This is a genomic window from Thermobaculum terrenum ATCC BAA-798 (genome assembly GCF_000025005.1).
Taxonomy (GTDB): Bacteria; Chloroflexota; Chloroflexia; order Thermobaculales; family Thermobaculaceae; genus Thermobaculum; species Thermobaculum terrenum.
This window is the reverse complement of sequence record NC_013525.1, coordinates 659,769-681,181: the sequence shown is the minus strand read 5'-3', so window position 1 is coordinate 681,181 and position 21,413 is coordinate 659,769. Positions and strand designations below refer to the sequence as shown.

The 21,413-nt window shown below is 48.0% G+C and carries 20 protein-coding genes, 1 tRNA gene and 1 riboswitch; of the genes, 18 read left to right on the top strand and 3 right to left on the bottom strand.

The genetic code is table 11. From position 1 onward, the window contains the following. Positions 1-5 precede the first annotated feature (5 nt). From TTER_RS03085 to TTER_RS14575, 4 genes are all read left to right on the top strand, one after another. The gene (locus TTER_RS03085; protein WP_012874574.1) at positions 6-851 is read left to right on the top strand and encodes a sugar phosphate isomerase/epimerase family protein; all 846 of its coding nucleotides are present in this window, start codon (positions 6-8) and stop codon (positions 849-851) included. Positions 852-885: 34 nt separating this feature from the next. After that, complete coding sequence (locus TTER_RS03080; RefSeq protein WP_012874573.1) at positions 886-2,250, top strand: nickel pincer cofactor-dependent isomerase, group 22; 1,365 nt, start codon at positions 886-888, stop codon at positions 2,248-2,250. 11 nt (positions 2,251-2,261) lie between these two features. After that, the gene (locus TTER_RS03075; protein WP_012874572.1) at positions 2,262-3,281 is read left to right on the top strand and encodes a galactitol-1-phosphate 5-dehydrogenase; all 1,020 of its coding nucleotides are present in this window, start codon (positions 2,262-2,264) and stop codon (positions 3,279-3,281) included. A gap of 85 nt (positions 3,282-3,366) precedes the next feature. Further along, a complete protein-coding gene (locus TTER_RS14575) occupies positions 3,367-3,795 on the top strand; it encodes an NUDIX hydrolase (protein ID WP_169302609.1) in 429 nt (142 codons plus the stop codon). Positions 3,796-3,831: 36 nt separating this feature from the next. Here TTER_RS14575 and TTER_RS03065 read toward each other — a convergent pair whose 3' ends face one another. Together TTER_RS03065 and TTER_RS03060 are read right to left on the bottom strand one after the other, a co-directional pair. Continuing rightward, a complete protein-coding gene (locus TTER_RS03065) occupies positions 3,832-5,355 on the bottom strand; it encodes a carboxypeptidase M32 (RefSeq protein ID WP_012874570.1) in 1,524 nt (507 codons plus the stop codon). A gap of 99 nt (positions 5,356-5,454) precedes the next feature. Further along, a tRNA-Val gene (locus TTER_RS03060) sits at positions 5,455-5,528 on the bottom strand. Positions 5,529-5,635: 107 nt separating this feature from the next. After that, a riboswitch (Fluoride riboswitch) is annotated at positions 5,636-5,697 on the top strand. 54 nt (positions 5,698-5,751) lie between these two features. Between TTER_RS03060 and TTER_RS03055 the strand changes: the two genes are divergently transcribed. The 14 genes from TTER_RS03055 to TTER_RS02990 all read left to right on the top strand — a co-directional run bounded on the left by TTER_RS03055 (position 5,752) and on the right by TTER_RS02990 (position 20,381). Beyond that, positions 5,752-6,480 carry a DUF6062 family protein gene (locus TTER_RS03055; protein WP_012874569.1) on the top strand — a complete coding sequence of 243 codons (729 nt, stop codon included), beginning with the start codon at positions 5,752-5,754 and terminating at the stop codon, positions 6,478-6,480. 10 nt (positions 6,481-6,490) lie between these two features. Then, positions 6,491-7,771: a DUF190 domain-containing protein gene (locus TTER_RS03050; protein WP_012874568.1), complete on the top strand. Its 1,281-nt coding sequence runs from the start codon at positions 6,491-6,493 to the stop codon at positions 7,769-7,771. Positions 7,772-7,787: 16 nt separating this feature from the next. Beyond that, positions 7,788-8,279, top strand: a complete 492-nt coding sequence (locus TTER_RS03045; protein ID WP_012874567.1) for a hypothetical protein — start codon at positions 7,788-7,790, stop codon at positions 8,277-8,279. 4 nt (positions 8,280-8,283) lie between these two features. Then, a complete protein-coding gene (locus tag TTER_RS03040) occupies positions 8,284-9,765 on the top strand; it encodes an inorganic diphosphatase (RefSeq protein WP_012874566.1) in 1,482 nt (493 codons plus the stop codon). Between the two features lie 121 nt (positions 9,766-9,886). Further along, a complete protein-coding gene (fdh, locus tag TTER_RS03030; protein WP_012874565.1) occupies positions 9,887-13,243 on the top strand; it encodes a formate dehydrogenase in 3,357 nt (1,118 codons plus the stop codon). Then, positions 13,243-14,082: a 4Fe-4S dicluster domain-containing protein gene (locus TTER_RS03025; RefSeq protein WP_012874564.1), complete on the top strand. Its 840-nt coding sequence runs from the start codon at positions 13,243-13,245 to the stop codon at positions 14,080-14,082. Before fdh ends, TTER_RS03025 begins: the two co-directional genes overlap by 1 nt. 11 nt (positions 14,083-14,093) lie before the next feature. Further along, complete coding sequence (nrfD, locus tag TTER_RS03020; protein WP_012874563.1) at positions 14,094-15,023, top strand: NrfD/PsrC family molybdoenzyme membrane anchor subunit; 930 nt, start codon at positions 14,094-14,096, stop codon at positions 15,021-15,023. 6 nt (positions 15,024-15,029) lie between these two features. After that, positions 15,030-15,251 (top strand): hypothetical protein, encoded by a 222-nt coding sequence (locus tag TTER_RS15555; protein ID WP_012874562.1) that lies wholly within the window; start codon positions 15,030-15,032, stop codon positions 15,249-15,251. A 20-nt stretch (positions 15,252-15,271) separates the two neighbouring features. Next, positions 15,272-16,141, top strand: coding sequence for a formate dehydrogenase accessory protein FdhE (locus tag TTER_RS03015; RefSeq protein ID WP_012874561.1), 870 nt, complete (start codon positions 15,272-15,274; stop codon positions 16,139-16,141). A gap of 119 nt (positions 16,142-16,260) precedes the next feature. Further along, positions 16,261-16,527 (top strand): hypothetical protein, encoded by a 267-nt coding sequence (locus TTER_RS03010; protein WP_241215212.1) that lies wholly within the window; start codon positions 16,261-16,263, stop codon positions 16,525-16,527. A 148-nt stretch (positions 16,528-16,675) separates the two neighbouring features. After that, positions 16,676-17,482, top strand: coding sequence for a GNAT family N-acetyltransferase (locus TTER_RS03005; RefSeq protein WP_169302608.1), 807 nt, complete (start codon positions 16,676-16,678; stop codon positions 17,480-17,482). After that, a complete protein-coding gene (locus tag TTER_RS03000) occupies positions 17,479-18,036 on the top strand; it encodes a GrpB family protein (protein WP_012874558.1) in 558 nt (185 codons plus the stop codon). Before TTER_RS03005 ends, TTER_RS03000 begins: the two co-directional genes overlap by 4 nt. 19 nt (positions 18,037-18,055) lie before the next feature. Beyond that, positions 18,056-19,579: a gluzincin family metallopeptidase gene (locus tag TTER_RS02995; RefSeq protein ID WP_012874557.1), complete on the top strand. Its 1,524-nt coding sequence runs from the start codon at positions 18,056-18,058 to the stop codon at positions 19,577-19,579. Continuing rightward, positions 19,572-20,381, top strand: coding sequence for an inositol monophosphatase family protein (locus TTER_RS02990; protein ID WP_012874556.1), 810 nt, complete (start codon positions 19,572-19,574; stop codon positions 20,379-20,381). Before TTER_RS02995 ends, TTER_RS02990 begins: the two co-directional genes overlap by 8 nt. A 5-nt stretch (positions 20,382-20,386) precedes the next feature. On the opposite strand, the gene TTER_RS02985 is transcribed toward TTER_RS02990, so the two are convergent. Continuing rightward, on the bottom strand, positions 20,387-21,238 hold the full coding sequence (locus tag TTER_RS02985; RefSeq protein ID WP_049822934.1) for a serine hydrolase: 852 nt from the start codon (positions 21,236-21,238) through the stop codon (positions 20,387-20,389). Positions 21,239-21,413 lie beyond the last annotated feature (175 nt).

The window sequence follows — 21,413 nt, the reverse complement described above, 5'->3', positions numbered from 1 at the left end:
ATGAAGTGCAGACAAAGCATAGTTACAGAGGACTAAGCGCCGTTCCAATGATCTACTTCAAAGCCATGGTACTCGAGAAGACCATGGACCTATCAGAGTGGTTCGATATAGCCAAGGAACTGGAGCTTGATGCCACAGAGATTCACGACAGATCTCTAAGAAGCAGGGATGATGCATACATAGATGACATAGCACAACAGCTCGAGCATAGAGGTCTAAAAGTATCACAGGTAGTAGGAGCAGCCGACCTAACCAATCCTAATCCTGACATTCGAGAATCCGAACTCGCCACTACGTTCAATAATATAGACATCGCAGCGAGATTAGGGGCAACATGTGTCCGCATAACGGCCGGACAAGCACATGATGCTCTTAGTCATGAGCAGGGAGTGAAGCTTGCGGTAGAAGGCATAAAGAGAGCAGTAGAATACGCAACTAGCAAGAATGTGTGGGTAGCTTATGAAAACCACTACAAGGACTATTTCTGGGAGAAGCCTGATTTCTCGCAACGCTCGGAGGTATTCTTAGAGATACTCTCCAGACTCCACGACGTACCGATCAAGGTCAATTTCGACTGTTCAAATCAGGTCATGATAGGGGAGGATCCGGTTAATCTTCTTAGGCAGGTCGTGGACTACGTGATCCATGTGCATTGCAGCGATCGAGTGGCACCTAATCAGTATTTGCATGCCGTCACAGGAGAGGGGATTGTAGATTATCGATCTATATTTGGTATCCTCAAGCAACACGGATACAGCAGTTGGCTGTCTGTGGAGTACAATGGCACTGAAGGACTGGAAGGGCTTCAAAGATCAATCAACAATGTAAGAAGATTGTGGCAGGAGGCCTAGGTTAGACAAGCACCTATACCTTGGGAGGACTCGGATGTATATACCCTCAGATGTCACAGAGCTGGTAAACGAAATACCTATGCCCGTACTCTATAGGGTCAGACAGAAGAGAGAATATCCTATCGTGGAGGATATACAAAGCGAAGTTGCCCGCGAACTTAGCGAAAGCAACATCCTGTCTAACATCAAAAGCGGAGACAGGATAGCGATAACGGCGGGTAGCAGGGGAATTATCTCCCTCCCCGAAGTTATCAAGGCTGTAGTAGCCGAGGTGAAGAAAGCTGGTGGCGAACCCTTCATCATTCCCGCAATGGGGAGCCATGGAGGGGCAACGGCTGAGGGACAGAGACAATTGCTGGCGGACCTGGGAGTGACAGAAAGCTACGTTGGAGCACCTATCCGAGCCACAATGGAGGTGGTAAAAGTAGGGGAGGTACCAGGCGGTCCAGCAGTGTACATGGACCTCTACGCCTCTCAGGCTGACGGGATCATACTTGTCAATCGGGTCAAGCCGCATACGGATTTCCACGGTAACGTCGAGAGTGGGTTGGCCAAGATGTGTGTTATTGGTCTGGGCAAGCAGGTGGGGGCAGAGACGATGCATCTTTATGGCGCTAATGGGTTCCGCAAGTTTCTATCCCAGGCCGCGCAGATCTCAGTAAGATCCAAGCCAATACTCGGAGGTGTAGCAATAGTTGAGTCGCCATCCGGCAAGCCAGCCAAGATAAAGGCGTTGCTTCCTAGCGATATAGGTGGTCCTGGGGAAGAAGAGCTTCTGAAGGAAGCCTACGATCTTCTGATGAGAATACCCTTCCGAGAGCTGGACGTGCTGGTAGTGGATTATATGGGGAAGAATATTAGTGGAACCGGTATGGACACCAACGTAATAGGAAGGACTATGGTCCATGGCGAGCCGGAACCACACAATCCAGACATCTCAGTTATAGTAGTGCTTAGATTAACCGAGGAAACTCATGGCAATGCTTCGGGCATAGGGCTAGCGGACGTTACCACACAGAAGCTACTAGAGCAGATAGATTTCAAGGTTACTTATACTAACGCCATCACATCGGGCATCTTCGGCATGCAGAGGGTTCAGATACCCATAGTCATGCCGGATGACAGGTCCGCGATATCTTTGGCTATACAGTGTTGTGGCCGACCAGACGCCGAACACGTCAGACTTGCAAGAATCTATAGTACTCTAGATCTAGAAGAGATACTCATATCTGAGTCTTTGCTTACAGAGGCCAAGTCCAACCCCGATATCGAGATTCTCGGACCGGAAGGACCGTTGTCATTCCAAGAAAACGGCGACATAACACCTTGGCCCGGTGCAGTATCTCATGTACATGCTACTGGCCTGGAAGCTGGAGTAGATGGCATAGAAAACTTGTAGGGAGAAAAGATTTGAAGGCTTTAGTGTGGCAAGGACCTTATAGTCTAGAGATCGTAGAGAAGGATGTTCCCAAACCTGATCCGGGTTTTGCGCTCGTGAAAGTTGAAGCATGTGGTATATGCGGTAGTGATATCCATGGTTATACAGGAGAGTCTGGAAGGCGCACACCTGGCATGATAATGGGTCACGAGTTTGCTGGAACAGTCACCGAAGTAAATGGTGAAGCCAGAGACGTAGCTGTTGGGCAGAGGGTCGCAGTAAATCCCCTTTGGGGTTGCGGTAAATGCTTTTACTGTTTGAGAGGAGACCCGCAAATATGTCCCAATCGCCTAACAATTGGCGTAAACATCACGGAATCTGGAGCTTTTTCAGAATATGTAACCGTCCCAGTAAGTAATCTGGTCCCTATAGCTGATCATGTTAGCTTTGAAGAAGCTTCTACGGCCGAACCTCTGGCTGTAGCACTAAGAGGTTTTCATCTATCCGGCTTGTCACAAAACGATGTTACGCTTATATGTGGAGCAGGCACTATAGGGCTCTGTGCATTACTCGTATGTAAAGCTCATGGACTCGAAACAGTGTTCATAACAGATAAGCTCTCACACAGGTTGGAAGTTGCAGAGAAGATAGGAGGTATCTCCGTTGCCCCTGAAGACAATCCAGCTGAAAGGGTTTTATCTAGTACGAGCGGCTTAGGTGCTAAGGCAACACTGGATGCTGTGGGAATAGGAGCAACTATTACCCAGTCGCTGATGGCCACCATGAGAGGCGGCAAAGTAGTCTTGATAGGACTGGCTACCCCAAAGGTAGACATAGCTCTTTACGAACTGGTACCCCAGGAAAGGCTGATTCAAGGGTCCTACGCATACACCCCCGATGAATACAGACAAGCTGTCCAGCTCATAGAAGATGGCATAGTAGATGTCAAACCATTAATAGAGAAAGTTGTACCCCTTAGTCAGGCCCCGGAGTCTTTTGCAGCACTAGCCTCAGGAGGAGACAAATCCGTAAAAGTAGTTGTGAAGCCCTAGGAATATCGCCTGGATGATCATTAAATTGCTTCTTCACGTCTATAAGCTTCTGCCCTCTAGGTTGCAGGAGATTGCTTCTTGGTTGTTGGCCTCAAAAATGACCGTAGGGGTCTGTGTAGCCGCATTCGACCCAGAAAACAGAATCCTTCTCTTTAGGCACACATATCACCCTGGTGGCATGTGGACCCTTCCTGGTGGACACCTCCATATCGGTGAATCACCGGAGGCAGGGCTTATTAGAGAGCTACGGGAAGAATCCGGTGCGGAAGTTAAGCTCATTAGCCTCATAGATATAGAAGTATCACCGCACTGGCCTGGACATATGACCCTGTATTACCTGGCAGATTTGTTGCATCCTCCCAAATACTCCTCTGCCGAAGTAGAAGCTTGGGACCTATTTAGCCTCAATGAACTACCAGCACGAATACTCCCAGAAGCGAGGAGGGTTATAGCCCGGGCTCAGGAATTTATAAATACTCATCATGACAAGAAATCCAACGAGGCAAAGGTATAAGATAAGGGGTATGTGAAGGTCACATACCCCTGCACATTACTCCTCTAACAGACCATAGATCTCCCCGTACTTACTTCTCAAGTAGCTGATATAGGGCCCCACATCCAATCTGCTGCCCGTAGCGCGCTCCAGCAATTCCTGTGGGACATATTTCCTCCCATGCACATGTATGTGTTCTCTCATCCATCTTAGCAAGGAGCCTATATCTCCGCTGGACAGATCAGAAGGGATGGATGGATAATCCTCAACCGCCTTGGAGTACAACTGTAAGGACATTACATTCCCTATCGTATACGTTGGGAAGTAACCAAAAAGACCGCTCGACCAATGCATATCCTGCAATACACCATTAGCATCACTATCGGGCACAATACCTAAGTACTCCTCCATCTTCGTGTTCCACAGGCGAGGGAGGTCATTTACATCTATACTGCCCTCTATCAGGCCCAGCTCCAGATCAAACCTGAGCATTATATGGAGATTGTAGGTGACCTCATCAGCCTCCACTCTGATCAAAGAGGGTACTGATTTATTCACAGCGCGATAGAAATCTTCGAAGGAAACATCACCAAACTGCTCAGGGAGCATCTCCTGAATGCGTGGATAGTAGAATGACAGGAAATCCTTTCCCCTACAAACTACGTTCTCCCACATTCTGGATTGTGACTCATGCACCCCTAACGAAGCTGGGGAGTGCAAAGGAGCACCCTCAAACTCCTCCGGTATGCCCTGCTCATAGACAGCATGTCCGCATTCATGAGCAGCAGCGTACAGGCATGAATCCATTCTGTTCTCGTAAACCCTTACAGTTATTCGCACATCCCTGGAAGCTAGCCCCTGGGTAAATGGATGGGCAGATATATCTATCCTCCCAGCATCAAGGTCATAGCCAAGCAATTTAACCAAGTCCTGGGCCAATGACATTTGCTGCTGGAAGGGAACATGCCTACCGAGGATTGCATCATCCACCATAGATTGTCTGTCTGAGATGGCAGCGACTAGAGGGACCAGTTGACTTCGAAGGTTGTCGAATAATGCTCTTACCTCTGAGGTGGTCATCTCAGGCTCAAATGCATCTAGGAGAGCATCATAAGGATGTTCCTTGTAGCCAAGGGACTGGGCTAACTCCTTCTCAAGATCAACTATCCTTTGCAGATAGGGTGCAAACATTGCGAAATCATTCTTCTTCCTAGCCTCCTGCCATACCTGGACGCCATGGACCTCGGCCTCACGAAGGCGAGCCACGAGATCAGGGGGCACCTTAACATTACGCTCAAAGTCCCTACGAGCCACTTTAACCATGAGAAAGTCAGGGTCTTCGGGATCTTTTCCCTCCACTTCTTTTTCAGCTCTATCAAGCAGGTCTCCATATTCCTTAGAGGTGCTCATTTCATGAGCAAGTCGCCCTACAATTGCTGATGCCCGCGCTCGGGGCGATGCTCCAGCAGGAGGCATGTAAGTTTCCTGATCCCAGGTCATGAGGCTTCCCGTATAACCCAATGCGCTGATTATCTGCCACTTTTCCTTCAGGGCTTCCAGAGCAGATTTGCCTTGAGACATTAGAAACTCCTTGAAGCAAGTAATACGAAGACAAGAGACTAAGGTCTATCCCTAGTGTAGCACTCGAGAGAGGCACAGGAAATGCAGGACAAAAAATAGTGGGCGGTAGTGGACTCGAACCACTGACCTCCACGATGTCAACGTGGCGCTCTAACCGACTGAGCTAACCGCCCAAATGACTGCTATACACAATTTACGTCAGAAGGAACTAACCTGTCAAGCACTGGTCAAACTTGACAAATTGACTTGTCCAGGAGTCTGAAATATAATCTGGTGTAAACTGAATACAGGCGATGAAGCTCGCCTTAAGCGCCGCACAAGGCTGATAGCTTCTACCAAGATTAATCTTGGTAGAAGCTATTTTTATTACTATCCACTTAGATAAAAGGGACGGGAATGAGCCACGAGAGTCTATATTATGATCTGTTAGAAGCCATAAAAAACGGAGAATGTCCTATATGTTCTGTAGCATTACGCGCGGTCGCTAGCTGGATGGATAGTGTTTCTTATGAATCTGTAAATGATCCGCAAGTTAGAGATTCACTACGTGCCTCGTATGGCTTCTGTAACAAGCATGCTTACCAATGGCTGGATCAGAGACATCTACTAGGAACTGCCATAATATACAGTGATGTGCTTGAGCATATTAACGAAGACCTGCAGCAGCTTGAATACCAGAGACGAGACTTAATCACCTCTGTAAGCACGCTTATAACTGGCAAGAACATTCATGAGCATCATAGCAAAGTACCAATTAACTCCACAAAGGTATGCCCTGCTTGTACCGTCCAGGCAGAGTCCGAGAAGATAGCGAGAGAAGCTTTTCTAGAAGGGCTTTCAGAACAAGAGTTTCGTTCTACCTACGAACATTCTCTAGGATTATGCTTGATACATCTGCGATCTGCGCTTCAGCTTGCTCCAAATAGTAAGATCTTTCATTTCCTGAAAGAGCATTCAATAAAGCAAAATGATGGTCTGCGCAAACAGCTGCTTGAGATCATACGCAAGCATGACTATAGGTTTAGGTTCGAACCCATTACAGAAGAAAGAGGAGCAGACCTGAGAACCATACGTCACATTGCTGGTGAGGCTGGGATTAGAGGTTTGGATTTGGATAAGACATAGGAGAAGAGCAATGAACGTTATAGGTAAGGCTAAGAGGGTGAGGATCTATATAGGAGAGTCAGATAGCTACCAGGGCAAGCCTATGCATACAGCCATTGTGGAGATGCTGCGGAAAGAGGGCTATGCTGGGGCAACAGTGCTAAGGGGTATAGAAGGCTATGGGCGAGGAAGTAGGTTGCATACTGCCAAAATCCTGAGATTATCCGAAGACCTACCCCTGGTGATAGACATCGTGGATATCCCTGAGAAGATCGAGAAACTTTTGCCCATGCTTCAGAGCATGGGAGTAAATGGGCTTATAACTGTCGAAGATGTAGATGTGCACTCTTATGGAGAATTCCATCCAGGGAGAGAGCTGAGAAACATCAGAATAAAGGAGATTATGACTCCAAACCCCATATCTATAAACGTGAGCTCTCCAATAGTTGACGCTATCGAGCTGCTATACAATCAAGTATTCAAGGCCCTCCCTGTGATTGATAACGAGAAACACGTCTTGGGGGTGATAACCAGCTCCGATCTTGTCAACCAGGGCATACTGCCCTTCTATCTGCCCTTATTAGACAAAACCGACGTAGATAAGAAGGATCTCCACAACAAAGCCTACAACTCAAGCGTATCCAGTGTAATGAGTAAACCAGCAGTGACTATAAATCAGGATGCAACTGCTCAAGAAGCTGCTAACCTAATGGCCTCAAAGAAGATAAAACGTTTGCCAGTTGTAGATGATCAAGATAAGCTTGTGGGGATAGTCAGCAGGGTAGATATCCTAGCTGCAGCAATGCATACCAAAGCAAGAGAGGAAGATCTAAAGCCTCCTTCACAGATCTCAAGCAGTACGAAAGTAAGCGACATTATGCACACTCAAGTTCCAACAGTGGATTTAGGTGCACCTATATTGGACGTAGTAAAGGGGCTACTAGAATCGCCGATACATAGGCTGATAGTAGTAGACGAACAGAACAAAGTGAAAGGCATAATCGGTAGTAGTGACCTAATGAATGCAGTAAGCAGTCACAATAGGGCTGGTATTATGGAGATTTTAAGAGCCCAAATACTCAGGGATGAGCGCTCGATGGAGCATATTCGTAAGATCAGAGCCCGAACTGCCGAGGACATAATGAACCGCGAAGTAGTTTGTATTAGTGCGGATGCAGACATAAGTAGTGCAGCAGAACTTATGGTGAAACAAAGAAAGAAGATCCTGCCTGTAGTCGATGATTCAGGAAAGCTTGTGGGAGTGATTGCTCGTGACGAAATCCTCTCATCGTTATCAATACAGGCAACATAAGTTAGGAGCTTTCTAATTGGAAGAGGAATGCGTAACTCTACAAATAAAGTTACTATCCACTACCTACCTAAGTATCAAACAGCTGGCAGAGGAACAGGGATGGGACGAGGAGAAATCGCTGAGATTTCTCATTGATAAAGGGCTAGCAGACTTCCAAACAGAACGTTTACTAGGCACTGAAAGTAATGATGAGAAAACCTTACTAAGACGCCTCGCAGATTGTGAAGGCAGATATAGCGCAATGAAGTTTAGGGCATTCTCCCTGGAGAGAGATAATCAGACTCTGCAGTTCAAAGTGGCGGGTTTGGAGGGCTCGGTTGAAATGTGGAAATCCTGGTCAGAACAGGTAAAACAAAGGCTCTTCGAACTTTCACAGGAGAACCAAAGTCTGCGGGACCAGTTGTCCCAGCTTGAAACCAAAGCTCTCAATGTACCTATGGTTAGTACTAATAATCCTGGCTTCAGATCTTTTTGGCAAAGGATTCGCAGCTGGATAATCGGAAGGTAGGGAAATGTCTCACCAGGAACTTACAAGGCATTGGATCCAGGCTGAGGAAAAGACGGTTAAGGTGCTGATAACAGAGGCTGGTAAGGAGTACTTGGAATATACCTATGACGACCGCGCACGACAGCTGTTGGTTAGTCAATTGATAGCTCACAAGTCTAATTTACTTGTAGATACTGGATTAGTACCGAGAACAATAACCGAAGATGGCACAAGTCTTAAAGCATGGGTGTTCTCAAGTCTATCCGTAGCACCCGGAACATACGTCCTTGTAAGAGTGATCGGTCTATTGAAGCCTAAAGGCCTTCAAGTGAACTGCCCTACAGTATTATTAGCTACTATCCCCGGAGATCCTGTTTATGTATCTGCAGAAACGCCGCAGGACGCAATAAATAGCCTTCCAGTGGACGTAAGACAATCCCTCTTAGAGGAATGCAAATACGAGTTGCTAAGTAAGGAAGACGCGCATCGGACGCTGCAAGCGGCAATTGAACGATATATCCACTCACAGAGAAAACTACAAAGTGGATGGTCTTCATCACCTGCTTGGATGGCCTCGATGCTGCAGGAGCATCGGCTGGATGAATCTGAGGTTCATACTCAATATGAAAGGGAAGTTCTAAGGCTTCCATATAGGTTTCAAAAATACATAGCAGAATGCTTACACCCTGAGGAAAGAATACTATTGTATGTCCTCAGACCGCCCATTTCAGAAGGCCGAGAGATACTAGGATTGTTAGGAAAGAGGCGTCTTGCAGAGGGCATCCTGCTCATCACAGATCAGCAGGTTCTATTTGTGGAAGATGTGAGACCCCCCAGCAATTCTACAGGTATCCACTGGGGTTACGTAGCTCATGTTTTTCCACCAGAGAGGCTAGTAGACGTCAGAGTCCTTACAAAAGGACAAACAGCTACATTAGCATTGGACCTGTGGTCGAAGTCAGATCAGCATCACCTAGAATTCACATTCCCAGGGGAACAAACTTTTTGGTTGGCAGAAGCCGAAAGCTTATTACGGAGATACCTACCATATCCTGAGAACAGTAAGAGTCCGAGACGAATCTATGAGGACAAAGGACTGAACGACCGAGATTACTCAGGAGTGCTAGACCTGTCTGATCTTGAAGATCTTAAGTCTCTCCAAGAGCTCAGAAGCTCTATACTTCGCCAAGAGGATGTACTATTATCTGCCTTCACACCAAGTAGCTCTACTAACTCAGCCAAACTCGTGACCTGCACTTCAGATGAGCTGTTGATATTCGAGGTACCCGATAAGGTTTCGAGAATAGACATCTCAAGTATAAGCCTAATTACCCTCAAGCATTCTCTACTCGGCAACGAGCTGTTGATCAGGACCTCAAGGACTTATGGTAAAGAAATAGCCTTAGAGATCAACGGGCCCATCATCGAGAACTTCCTCCAACTAGTCATCTTCCTGCGTAGAGCCATGACCAATAATACTAAGGAACATTCCGCCTCAAGAAATTAAAATAAATCTATATTTTCGACATATACTTATCAAAAAGTATTGACTAATTCCGCAATCATCAGTAAAATCCCAGCACTTATGGTTTTAGGCTCACTAGGGTGCAATGTAAGGAGTAGTAGACATGAGTACCACTATCTCGAGGAGGGACTTCCTTAGGCTCTCTGGTGGGGTTGCTGCCGGTACTGCTCTCGGAGGACTAGTAGCTATGGGGGTGGACCTTAAGCCCACTACAGTGAAAGCTCAGGAGGCGCGTATAGTTCGTGCCAGAGCGGTACCTAGCGTCTGCCCTTATTGTGCAGTAGGATGTGGCACTTTAGTACACACAGTGCAGGGTGAAGATGGCAGACCCAAGATAGTCAACATAGAGGGGGACAGGAACAGTCCAATCAATAAGGGAACTTTGTGTCCTAAGGGAGCAGCTAGCTTCCAGCTCCATGTTAATCCCAACAGGGTCACTAAAGTGTTGCATCGAAAGCCAGGAGCCACCGAGTGGGAGGAGATGGATCTGAACGAGGCAATGGACAGAGTGGCTCGCCTCGTGAAGGAGACTAGAGACAGAACCTTCGTCGAGAAGGCTGATGATGGCACTCCACTGATGCATACCCTGGCCATATTTTCATTGGGTGGAGCAACCCTGGACAACGAATGGAACCATCTGCAACAGAAGCTCATGAGAGGGCTAGGCGTAGTAGCCATTGAAAACCAGGCCCGTATATGACACAGCTCGAGCGTTCCCGGTCTGGGAACAAGGCTAGGACGTGGAGCCTCCACGACCTTTCCAGCTAATCTGACAGCTTCCGACTGCATAGTTATACAAGGATCAAACATGGCTGAGTGTCACCCCGTAGCCTTCAGGTGGGTGATGCAGGCCAAGCTCAATGGTGCGAAACTTATCCACGTCGACCCTCGGTTTACTCGCACCAGTGCTATGGCAGATATTCATGCGCCTATACGTTCGGGTTCAGACGTAGCATTCCTAGGGGGACTGATACGCTATGTAATCAACGATGAGAGGTGGCAGAAGGATGATTTCTTCCGGAATTATCTGCTGCATTACACTAATGCCGCCACTATAATCAACGAGGATTACAAAGATACTGAAGACCTCGCTGGCAAGTTCTCTGGATGGAAACCGTATGAGGGTGATCCTATAAATGGATTCATAGGTGAGTACGATAATACTACTTGGCAGTACGCACGTACTCCCGTTGGCGATCAGGGCAGATCGGCCTCTACAGCACAGTCAGGAGAACAAAGCGTAACCTCGGGTAACCCGGGGCAAAAACCTGAGAATCCTCAGGGACCTCCTTACGATAACCTGGTGAAGTCGCTACTAAAGCCCGCACCTAGAAGGGATGAGACCCTTCAGGATCCTAACTGCGTATTCCAGATAGTGCGCAGACACTTCGATAGATACACCCCAGAGATGGTTGAGAAGGTCACTGGCTGTCCTAAGGAGACATTCCTCAAGGTAGCGGAGACGATTCTGCAGAACTCAGGAAGAGATCGTACCACCGCATTTGCCTACGCCCTAGCATGGACTCAGCACACAGATGGTCCCCAGACCATAGGGTGCTGTGCCTTGCTCCAATTACTGCTTGGGAATATCGGCAGGCCAGGTGGTGGCATCCTCGCTCTGAGAGGGCATGCCACGATCCAAGGATCTACAGATATACCTACTCTCTACCACAGTATACAGGGCTATATGCCAGCACCTGCACACACCAAGAGCAAGAACCACAAGACTCTTGGAGATTACCTGGCACTGGAGACTCTCCCTACCAGCTATTGGGCTAACACACCCAAGTTCATGGTCAGCTATCTGAAATCTATGTATGGTGATGCAGCTACACCGGAGAACGACTTCGGATACGACTGGCATCCCAAGATAGTCGGTGACCACTCACACATGCCCACGTTCGTCCGCATGATGAACGGAGAAGTAGAGGGCATGTTCGCCATAGGTCAGAACCCAGCTGTTGGGGGGCAAGACGCTGGTTTCCAGCGCAGAGCTTTGGCCAAGCTAAAGTGGCTGGTGGTCAAAGACAACTTCATAACCGAGACAGCTACGTTCTGGAAGAATTCACCAGAGGTACGCAATGGAGAGATAAAGCCTGAAGACATACAGACCGAGGTGTTTTTCTTCCCATCTGCCCAAGTTGCAGAGCTTGAGGGCAGCTTTACTAATACACAAAGGCTCATGCAGTGGCATTATAAGGCTGCAGAATCCCCTGGAGACTGTAGATCAGATCTGTGGTTCACCTATCAGCTTGGAAAGAGGCTCAAGCAGCTTTATGCAAACAGTGACCTTCCTAGAGATCAGGGATTCAAGAACCTTGTATGGGACTATGATCTGGATGAAGAGTCCAAAGCTCTAAGGCCAGATGATGATCTATCGGTCGATATCAATCCAGAAGGGGAACCAGACGTATACAAGATCCTGAAGGAGATCAACGGCTTCTACACCGCAGAACCCAGTAAGCACCTAAAGAGCTTCTCAGAGCTCAAAGATGACGGATCAACCACATGTGCTTCCTGGATATACTGTGGAGTGTTCCCGGAACCCAAGATGAACCTTGCCGCAAGCAAAGTTCCAGATCCGCCGGATGCTCAGCCTTGGCAACCCAATCTCAAGTGGGGCTTTGCATGGCCAGCGAACCGACGAGTGCTCTATAACAGAGCATCTGCAGACCTGGAAGGCAAACCTTGGAGCGACCGCAAGAAGTACGTGTGGTGGGATCCCAATGCTGACTACACCGATCCTGTGACAGGCAAGACCAGCAAGGGTGCTTGGGTAGGGTATGATGTGCCGGACTTTGCTAAGAACAAGCCACCTAGCTACAAGCCACCTGAAGGTGCTATAGGTCTGGACGCACACTCCGGGACCGATCCATTTATTATGAAAGCCGACGGCAAAGGATGGCTCTTTGTACCTACTGGCCTTGTGGATGGACCTCTACCTACTCATTATGAGCCCATAGAATCTCCCATACGTAATCCACTGTACCCACAACAGCAATACAGCCCGGTGGCCAAGATATGGGAGCCTAAGGAGAAGCTGGCTGAAATAGGAGATCCCCGCTATCCGTACATCTTGACTACGTACAGGCTAACGGAGCATCACCTCTCAGGAGTGATGAGCCGTTGGCTACCTTGGCTAGCTGAACTACAGCCGGAACTATTTCTGGAGATCGGCCCTGAGCTCGCCGAAGAGAAGGGCATCAGGAATCTAGATTGGGTCAAAGTAAGCACACCCAGAGGTACGATCAGGGCCAAGGCTTTGGTTACACGACGTATGCGGCCGTTCAGGATAGGCGACGAAGGCAAAATAGTACATCATGTGGGGTTGCCCTGGCACTGGGGTTATGAGGGGGTGGTAACAGGAGATGTTACCAACAACTTGTCGGCCCTAGTGGGTGATCCAAATGTATCCATACATGAAGCGAAAGCTTTCGTATGCAACGTGGAGAAGGAATAATGGCAACTACAGCTCAGAAATTCCAAGCTAGACCAATGGGATTCTTCACGGACACAACCATCTGCATAGGCTGCAAAGCATGTGAGGTGGCGTGCAAGCAGTGGAACGAGCTACCAGCCACTAACGGTGGAGCCAATACGCTCAGCGGTATCAGCTATGATAACACTCGCAAGCTGGATGGCATACACTGGCGACACGTAAAGTTTATAGAAGATTTCACTCCTGACAGGTCAACAGCTCGTTGGCTGATGATGAGCGATGTGTGTAAGCACTGTGTACAGGCTGGTTGCCTGGAAGTCTGTCCAACGGGTGCCATTATCCGTACTGAGTACGATACAGTTGTCATACAATCTGATGTCTGCAACGGCTGTAGAGCCTGTATAGCAGCCTGCCCGTTCGGGGTGATAGATATAAACCCAGTATCCCGCACGGCCCAAAAATGCACCCTGTGTTACGACAGACTACAGGCAGGACTAGAGCCCGCATGTGCTCAGGCATGTCCAACGGATTCCATACAATTTGGGTACATTGACGAGCTCAAGCAGAGAGCTAATCAAAGACTGAGGCAACTCAAGGAACAAGGACACACCAAGGCACAACTATACGGTGCCGATGAGAATGGACCTCTTGGAGGACTCAACGCTTTCTATCTACTCGACGACGATCCTGAAGTTTATGGATTACCCAGAAATCCACAGCTACCATCCAAGAACCTGGCGCCGAGCTCAGGACTGTCGGTGCTTGGTGCGATAGTGATGGGCATACTTGGACTTGTAAGTTTCCGTAAGAACCGAATGGATAGGTTCGCAGCGGAGGCCCAAGAGCGTGGGGGAGAATAGGAGGGGTAGAGATGCCAAGTCAGGTATTTACCACTGCACCACACTGGGAATGGTGGATAGTGCTGTACTTCTTTGTAGGCGGCATAGCTGGGGGGAGTTTCTTTATATCTGCCCTTATAGACCTACTCAGAGGTGAGGCCGACAGGTCTATCTCGAGGATAGGCTATCTAATAGCGTTCCCAGCCATCATAATCGGAACAATACTGCTCATCATAGACCTAGGCAGGCCAGAGAGATTTTGGCACATGGTCATGCAATCAAAGACATGGCTGCCTGCTTTCAAGTGGTGGTCTCCTATATCTTTTGGCACCTGGATAGTAACGGTCTTCAGCATGTTCGCCTTTCTGGCATTTGTCGCCGTAGTTGTCCAAGGTAAGGGAGTTACTAGGCCGTTTTATGGGCTCTTCTATCAACTGGGAATAGTGAGTAAAGCCATACAGATGCTTGGAGCTATCGCAGGGCTAGCCGTAGCAGGATACACAGGGATACTCCTTACTGTCACAAATCGCCCTGTCTGGGCAAACAACAACTTACTAGGATTTCTCTTCATGGTCTCTGGTGTCTCAACAGGAGCAGCTATGATCAGCTTATTAGCTGCTAGCAAGAGGAGACAACACGAAGGAGCTCTTTACTCTGTTCACCGCATGGACACTTGGCTGCTTGTACTGGAGCTAATCCTAGTTGTTGCACTAGTAATATGGCTATCTCCAATAATATCCTGGGCCTCGGCAGTCGCTCCAGGATGGTTACTCTCCTGGGGGATAATATTACTGCTGGGCGTAATAGTAATAGGTTTACTGATACCTCTGGCACTACAGTGGAATCCGAGGATCATGCCAGGGAGCGCGTTACTTGCAGCAGTACTGGTACTTATAGGAGGGTTCGTACTGAGGCTAGTTGTCGTGATATCTTCCGAATTCCTTGATAAGGTCAGGGCGTAGCTAGCTATGATTAGACTAAGAAGAAACAAAATATTGATTCTGCTAGCTTTGTCTATCATGCTGCTTGTAGGGTGTAGCCCAGAGGCGGAGAGAACTAGAGGTGGCGGACCTGGAGCTGATATTAGAAACAGGGGCCCTGTCGTGCGCTTGCACGACGGCGCAAACCCAGCATACAAGGTCCCCGAAGAACTACCAACCCCCTGGATTATGGACACGTCCGAGCAGTAGCATTTTGAAAGAGGAGGATCATGCAGGTCAGAGCTTATAGGTCGCTACAGGACATTCGGATCTCTAATCCGGAGTACTCTCCATGGATAGACCTGATAGAGCTGACTTTTGAGGAGTGTGACAAACCGGAATGGTCGCAGGTCGAGATCTTCCCAAATATTGGATCCCGAGATCCTGCACCATACATCCATGGGGCTAACATCTCCCTAAGACAGCAGCTACTGCAGGATTGGGCCCATAAGCTCCTTACCAAAGGACTAGGAGAATCCGAGAGTATCAATAAAATGATCGAGAGCAACCTGCCTGAGCTGACCACCGCAGCCATCAGCCAGGACATGGCCAATGCCGAGGCTATTTGTAGTCAGTATGGCCTGGATGAGAAATCTATGGAGGTGATGTTACCCTTACTAGTAACTCCTCTACTAAGATCCATATCGATCAAGGCTGCAAGCTATGCAGCAATCGATGCTGGAGAGAGAAGGTATTGTCCTATATGCGGCGCATGGCCATTGCTACTGGAGTACCGAGGATTGGATAGAAGTCGATATCTTAGATGCGGCAGATGCGCCTTCGGGTGGGAGATTAGCTGGTCCATGTGTCCCTTCTGCGGAAATAGAGATCACAGATCACTCGAATCCATCTCAACACAGGTCAACAGCCTGAGAAAAGTAGAGACCTGCTCTCAGTGCAAGAGTTATATCAAAGCCATCACTACTTTGGACGCCCTGCATCCGGATGAGCTGCTGGCGGAGGACCTAGCATCCGTGGAGTTGGATCTCATAGCGCTATCAAACGGCTTTCAAAGACCGAGCGGACTTGGATTTCAACCTATAACCTTGGTTACCCTTAAGGGAAGCAAGAAAGGTCTCTGGCCATGGATAAAGACCTAAGGTCAACGGAAGATCTAGTTAGACCTTCAACGTTTTGTAAATATCTGCTATATGCCCTCCAGGCTAGTGAAGGCAGAAGAAAGAAGCGTAAGAGAAATACAACTCCGGATGCCATTGGGATGGGCATCAAAAGAGATATTATGGAATCTGTGGTTCGTGAGGACCCACCACCCGAAAGCTTTCAACAATGGTTGGCAGCATACTGCCTCAGGCAGGGAGCAGGCGACGGTCCATTTAGAGCGATGGCTATAGATCTCTACTACGAGTGGCAGACTGCCCTAACATCGGCTGAGTTCCAGCAATGGTTGCTATCTGGAGCACCCTCGGAGGATGCTGAACCGGACTCTCCTTCTGCATGCCAATCACAGAAAAATTTGGTCTCCTAGTACATAACATTATTGCATCAGATAGAACAGAAATCTACGGTAGCGTATACTTATCTTTGCCTAGTTTTCGATTTTAGGGAGAGTCCTTGCCATGCTAATCCGCCCCGCAAGTACTACAGATCTAGCAAACATCAACACGATTATCCAATTGAACGAGGAAGATACGGAAGTTCAGACACCTGACATACCAAGCTACATCCAACATGAGTTGAAGACTGGAGAGATGTACGTCGCTGAAGACTCAGATGGTGAGCTGATTGGCTTCTCCGCCGTACTGAACCGAGGGCAAGTCCACTACCTGGCCGAGCTATTCGTACATCCTCAAAAGCAATCGCAGAAAGTAGGGCAGACTCTACTTGATGTGACACTTAAAGGCAAAACAGGAATTAAGTGTACTGTGTCATCGGAGGACAAAAGGGCACTTGCTCTGTATATAAGACAAGGTATGCAACCTCGATGGCAGAACTTCGTACTCAGAGCGGGGAGAGAGGAGATAAAAACACCCTTGTTGGATGTTCAAGAGCAGGTGGAACTCGTTAAAGCTACACGGCGAGATCCCAGAGTACTCAGCATTGATTCACAGGTTTCCGGCAGACATAGGGTTCAGGACCTGGAATACCTGGAAGAAACGGGCTACGTACCTTTGCTTGTTTCCATATCGGGGGAAACACAAGGATATGCGTACTATCAGATCGATCAATCCACAAACCGCTGTGAGATCGGACCAATAGCATCTCTGAACAGCAAATTATCCAAGGACATTACACTCTCCATCGTCAATTTCTGCCTACAACAAACAGCATTCAAAACTCTGAGCATCTCAGTTCCAGGACCACACCCTGCACTTCGTCCACTACTGACAGCTGGGTTCAAGATAGCATACGTAGAGACCTTTCTATCAAGCGAGGTTTTCTTTGATCCACAGGAGTATATTATGCTGGTTGATATCCTATGAATTCCTGGCGTGCGGATCCAGTAATAGTCGTCCCCTATGATCCTGAGTGGCCTAATCTATTCCAAGCCTTCGCTCACACTATCAGAATAGCCTTGGGAGAAGCAGCCCTGCGAATAGATCACATAGGATCGACATCAGTTACGGGGCTGGCCGCTAAACCGGTAATAGATATTCAGATATCGGTTGCGTCTCTGGAGCCTATGTCACGGTACCTAGACCCACTGACTGATTTAGGTTACGTCTGGGTAGCCAATAACCCAGATATTACTAAACGATACTTTCGTGAGCCCCCAGGTCAAGTCAGAACTCATATACACGTGCGTAAGGCTGGGAGCTTTTCAGAGCAGCTATCGCTGTTGTTCAGGGATTACCTCAGAGTTCACCCACAAACAGCACAGGAATATGCACAATTGAAATACAAGCTGGCAAGGAAGTTCAGAAATGACCGGGAAAAGTACACAGATTCCAAGAGCCCCTTTATATGGAATACTATACGAAGAGCAAGTGAATGGTCTCAGGTAACTGGCTGGGAACCTGGACCATCTGATGCTTAGGGTTTGGAGGAAACATAGCATGACTAACACACAGATAGAAGATATTGTAAAGGGCATCCACGACAGTACTTACGACATAGAGACTGAAAGTCGTCTGGCCAGAGTGGGACTGAAAGATTCCCAGGACATAGCCAGCATACTTGCAAAATATTCCTGGCTATATAATTTGGAAACTCTCGAAACAATACGAGAAGCTTATGATTCCGAGACCGATCCCAAGCAGAAGGAGCGCCTTAGGCGCATATACTACTACCTGCTAGACGGCTACATCGAAACCCAAACGGCAGAGATAGAAGATCGCATCGTCTCATTCGAGATGAACGCTGTGGTCAATATAGATGGGCAGGAAGTCCCATACCATAACCTTCATAAGCTCATATCAGAAGAACCCGACTACGACAAAAGAGACAGGATTAGAGAAGTCATGCTTGGGGTGGTTGAGCAAACCAACCCTGACAGAATGGAGATCATTCGTAAAAGGTTACAGACGCTTTCGGATGAGTTTGGGTACTACTCCTACACTGCGTACAACAGTGAGAAGAAAAGACTCGACTATGACCTGTTGAGATCTCAGCTCCAAACATTCATGACCGAGACTGAGGACTTATATCGAGAACTCATGGGAGAGTGGGTTTCTAAGGCTCTCGGTCGGCGTCTTGGAGAGATAGGTAGCCATCACTTTGCTTATATGGACAGGAAGCCAGAGTACGACCAGTACTTCCCCAAAGATAAGTTAGTGGAAACCTACCGTCGCACGATGGCGGGGATGGGGATTAACGTGGACGAGCAATCTAACATACATCTTGATACGGAAGATCGCCCCAAAAAGAATCCCAGAGCCGTATGCTATGCACCTGATCCACCATTCGAAGTACACCTAGTCATCAAGCCTATTGGCGGCATGGACGATTACGACGCATTCTTCCACGAGGCAGGGCATGCTCAGCACTACGGCAACGTCAGAGCAGATCTGGATTACATCTATAAGGTCATAGGTACCAGCTATGCACTGACAGAGATCTACAGCTTCCTGATGGAATTTCTCACCATGAATCCCAATTGGTTAGTTGATATGCTGGGTGTGCCAGAAGACAAAGCCAAGGAGATCTCTTACTACAGCAAGCTCTCAGAGTTCTTCCTCCTCCGTAGATATATAGCCAAGCTGAACTATGAGCTCCTGTTCTTTGAAAACCCAATGGATGAGCACAGAAACATGCAGCTCTATACTAATGAGCTATCTTCTGCCACGGGGTTTATTTACCCCCCACAGAACTTCGTGAACGACATGGATAGTGGATACTACTCCGCAGACTACCTGAGAGCATGGATAACTGAAGCCATGCTTAGGGAGCACTTACAGAGCCTGTATGGTGATAGGTGGTACAGCAATCCGGATGTAGGCAAGTTCCTGAAGGATCTATGGAGCACTGGTGAGACTATGGAGAACGAAGATGTAGCAAGGCAGATGGGTTACGCGCCTTTTGACGTGCAGCCGCTTATAAGGCAATTCACCATGTTGAAGGATCTACACTCCAATGCATGAAGAGTACAAGGATTTTCAGAAATCCGCGGTGGAGATAGCCAAGCACGTTGGTAGCTGGCTAAGAGAACAGTTCGGAGAGAAAATTCAGACACGTTTGAAGGCAGACGACTCCGTAGTCACAGAACTGGATTTGGCAGCTGAGAAGATTATCCTGGAGCAAATAAAAAGGAGATACCCAGATCACCAAGTCCTGGGAGAAGAACTATCACCACACCAGCTAATGGACCACTGGACTTGGGTGGTGGATCCAATCGACGGGACCCGTAACTTCGCACTGGGGATTCCTATATGGGCAGTATCAGTGGCTCTCATGGAGAATGGCGAGCCGGTAGCAGCTGCCATACACCTGCCGGTGACGAACGAAACTTACCATGCTTCCAAGGGCAATGGAGCGTGGCTAAACAACCATCGCATAGATGTCGGGCAGAAGGAGCACTTAAAGGATGCTATCGCCTCCACAGATTTGCTGCCCATCGATTATGCTCAGCGAATACCCCCTCTCGTCCTGCAGGGGATCTTTATGGCCGTCAGACGAACGAGAATGCTTGGGTCAGTCTGCTGTGGCATGTGCTACGTCGCTTCTGGCAAGCTGGACCTATACTACCGCCCAGAAGTGAACGTATGGGATGTGGCTGCAGGAGTCTTGATCGTGAGAGAGGCTGGAGGCGAAGTTAGGGCCTTCGACGGTAAAGATTGGGATTCCAGAACCAGCTCTATACTTGTAGCCAACTCTACATTGGTCCAGAAATTCCTGGATCTCAAATCGGATCTGAACGCCAAGTATGGATTTGAGGTGGATTAACCACCTCAAATCCACTCCTTATATATCTCCAAAGCTATCTTGGCAATAGCGATCTCGCCTTCGTGATCAACCTTCCATGAAAGATCCCTGAGATCTTTAGTCAGTATACATATCACCCATTGCCTACCATCGGCGAACCTTATGAGAGCAACATCATTTCTTACTCCATCTACAGCTCCAGTTTTGTTAGCCACTATAGCGCTGTCGTAGTCTCCGCTAACGGAATCATAATCTATCGGAAGAAGCCTGGGGATCATGTTCCTATCATGCTGCTTAGCAAGTATCGCTATCATCTCTTCGCTGGCACTCTCGCTAATCACATTCCCCTCAGCCAGCTTCTGGAAGATCATCATCATATCTCTTGGAGTTGTTCTACCTAATCCTTTTGGCTGATCAGGTTTAATGCTCTTGAACCCTACCATGCGATGAAGCCTGGTGTTATGGGCGCCTAGAGAATCCATACAGCGATTAATGGCATCTATCCCTAGATAGTCTATAAGCATGTTCGTCGCAACATTATCGCTTAGAGCGATCATGGCCACGCATAGATCCCATAGCGTGAGCTGTAGACCTGAACGGAACTCCTTCAGAATGCCCGAGCCGCCGGTTCTAAATCTATCTTCCAGGATTAGCCTGTCATCCAGAGAAACATTGTCCTCATAGACTCGCCTAAATAGCTCTATCATGATAGGGACCTTAATCACGCTGGCTGTGTTGAATGTTTCATCAGCATTAATGAACAGCTCTCTTCCCTGTGTCAGGTCCTTTGCCGCAACACCAAAATAACCTACGGAATCTATAATATTTGCTATCCTCTCCTGCAGAGACAAACCTATCACCTCGTTATTGATACTCAAGCCAAGATTATACTCATGTGAGGTCGTGTATTTGTCGATAAATTCCAGGTAGTCCGTATAGTTCTAGCTTTATACTTGTAGCTGATAGTTGGATAAACTTCTACAGCATTTATTCTGGCATATGGCTTGCTGATCAATCTCCCGGCCAAGACTAATATACGACTTAGAGGTTGCA

Excerpts from the sequence above, each read along its gene's own strand:
- TTER_RS03080 (WP_012874573.1), top strand. The coding sequence starts at position 886 with ATGTATATACCCTCAGATGTCACAGAGCTGGTAAACGAAATACCTATG.
- TTER_RS03065 (WP_012874570.1), bottom strand. The coding sequence starts at position 5,355 with ATGTCTCAAGGCAAATCTGCTCTGGAAGCCCTGAAGGAAAAGTGGCAG.
- TTER_RS03055 (WP_012874569.1), top strand. The coding sequence starts at position 5,752 with ATGAGCCACGAGAGTCTATATTATGATCTGTTAGAAGCCATAAAAAAC.
- TTER_RS03050 (WP_012874568.1), top strand. The coding sequence starts at position 6,491 with ATGAACGTTATAGGTAAGGCTAAGAGGGTGAGGATCTATATAGGAGAG.
- TTER_RS03040 (WP_012874566.1), top strand. The coding sequence starts at position 8,284 with ATGTCTCACCAGGAACTTACAAGGCATTGGATCCAGGCTGAGGAAAAG.
- TTER_RS03025 (WP_012874564.1), top strand. The coding sequence starts at position 13,243 with ATGGCAACTACAGCTCAGAAATTCCAAGCTAGACCAATGGGATTCTTC.
- nrfD (WP_012874563.1), top strand. The coding sequence starts at position 14,094 with ATGCCAAGTCAGGTATTTACCACTGCACCACACTGGGAATGGTGGATA.
- TTER_RS15555 (WP_012874562.1), top strand. The coding sequence starts at position 15,030 with ATGATTAGACTAAGAAGAAACAAAATATTGATTCTGCTAGCTTTGTCT.
- TTER_RS03015 (WP_012874561.1), top strand. The coding sequence starts at position 15,272 with ATGCAGGTCAGAGCTTATAGGTCGCTACAGGACATTCGGATCTCTAAT.
- TTER_RS03010 (WP_241215212.1), top strand. The coding sequence starts at position 16,261 with ATGGGCATCAAAAGAGATATTATGGAATCTGTGGTTCGTGAGGACCCA.
- TTER_RS03000 (WP_012874558.1), top strand. The coding sequence starts at position 17,479 with ATGAATTCCTGGCGTGCGGATCCAGTAATAGTCGTCCCCTATGATCCT.
- TTER_RS02995 (WP_012874557.1), top strand. The coding sequence starts at position 18,056 with ATGACTAACACACAGATAGAAGATATTGTAAAGGGCATCCACGACAGT.
- TTER_RS02990 (WP_012874556.1), top strand. The coding sequence starts at position 19,572 with ATGCATGAAGAGTACAAGGATTTTCAGAAATCCGCGGTGGAGATAGCC.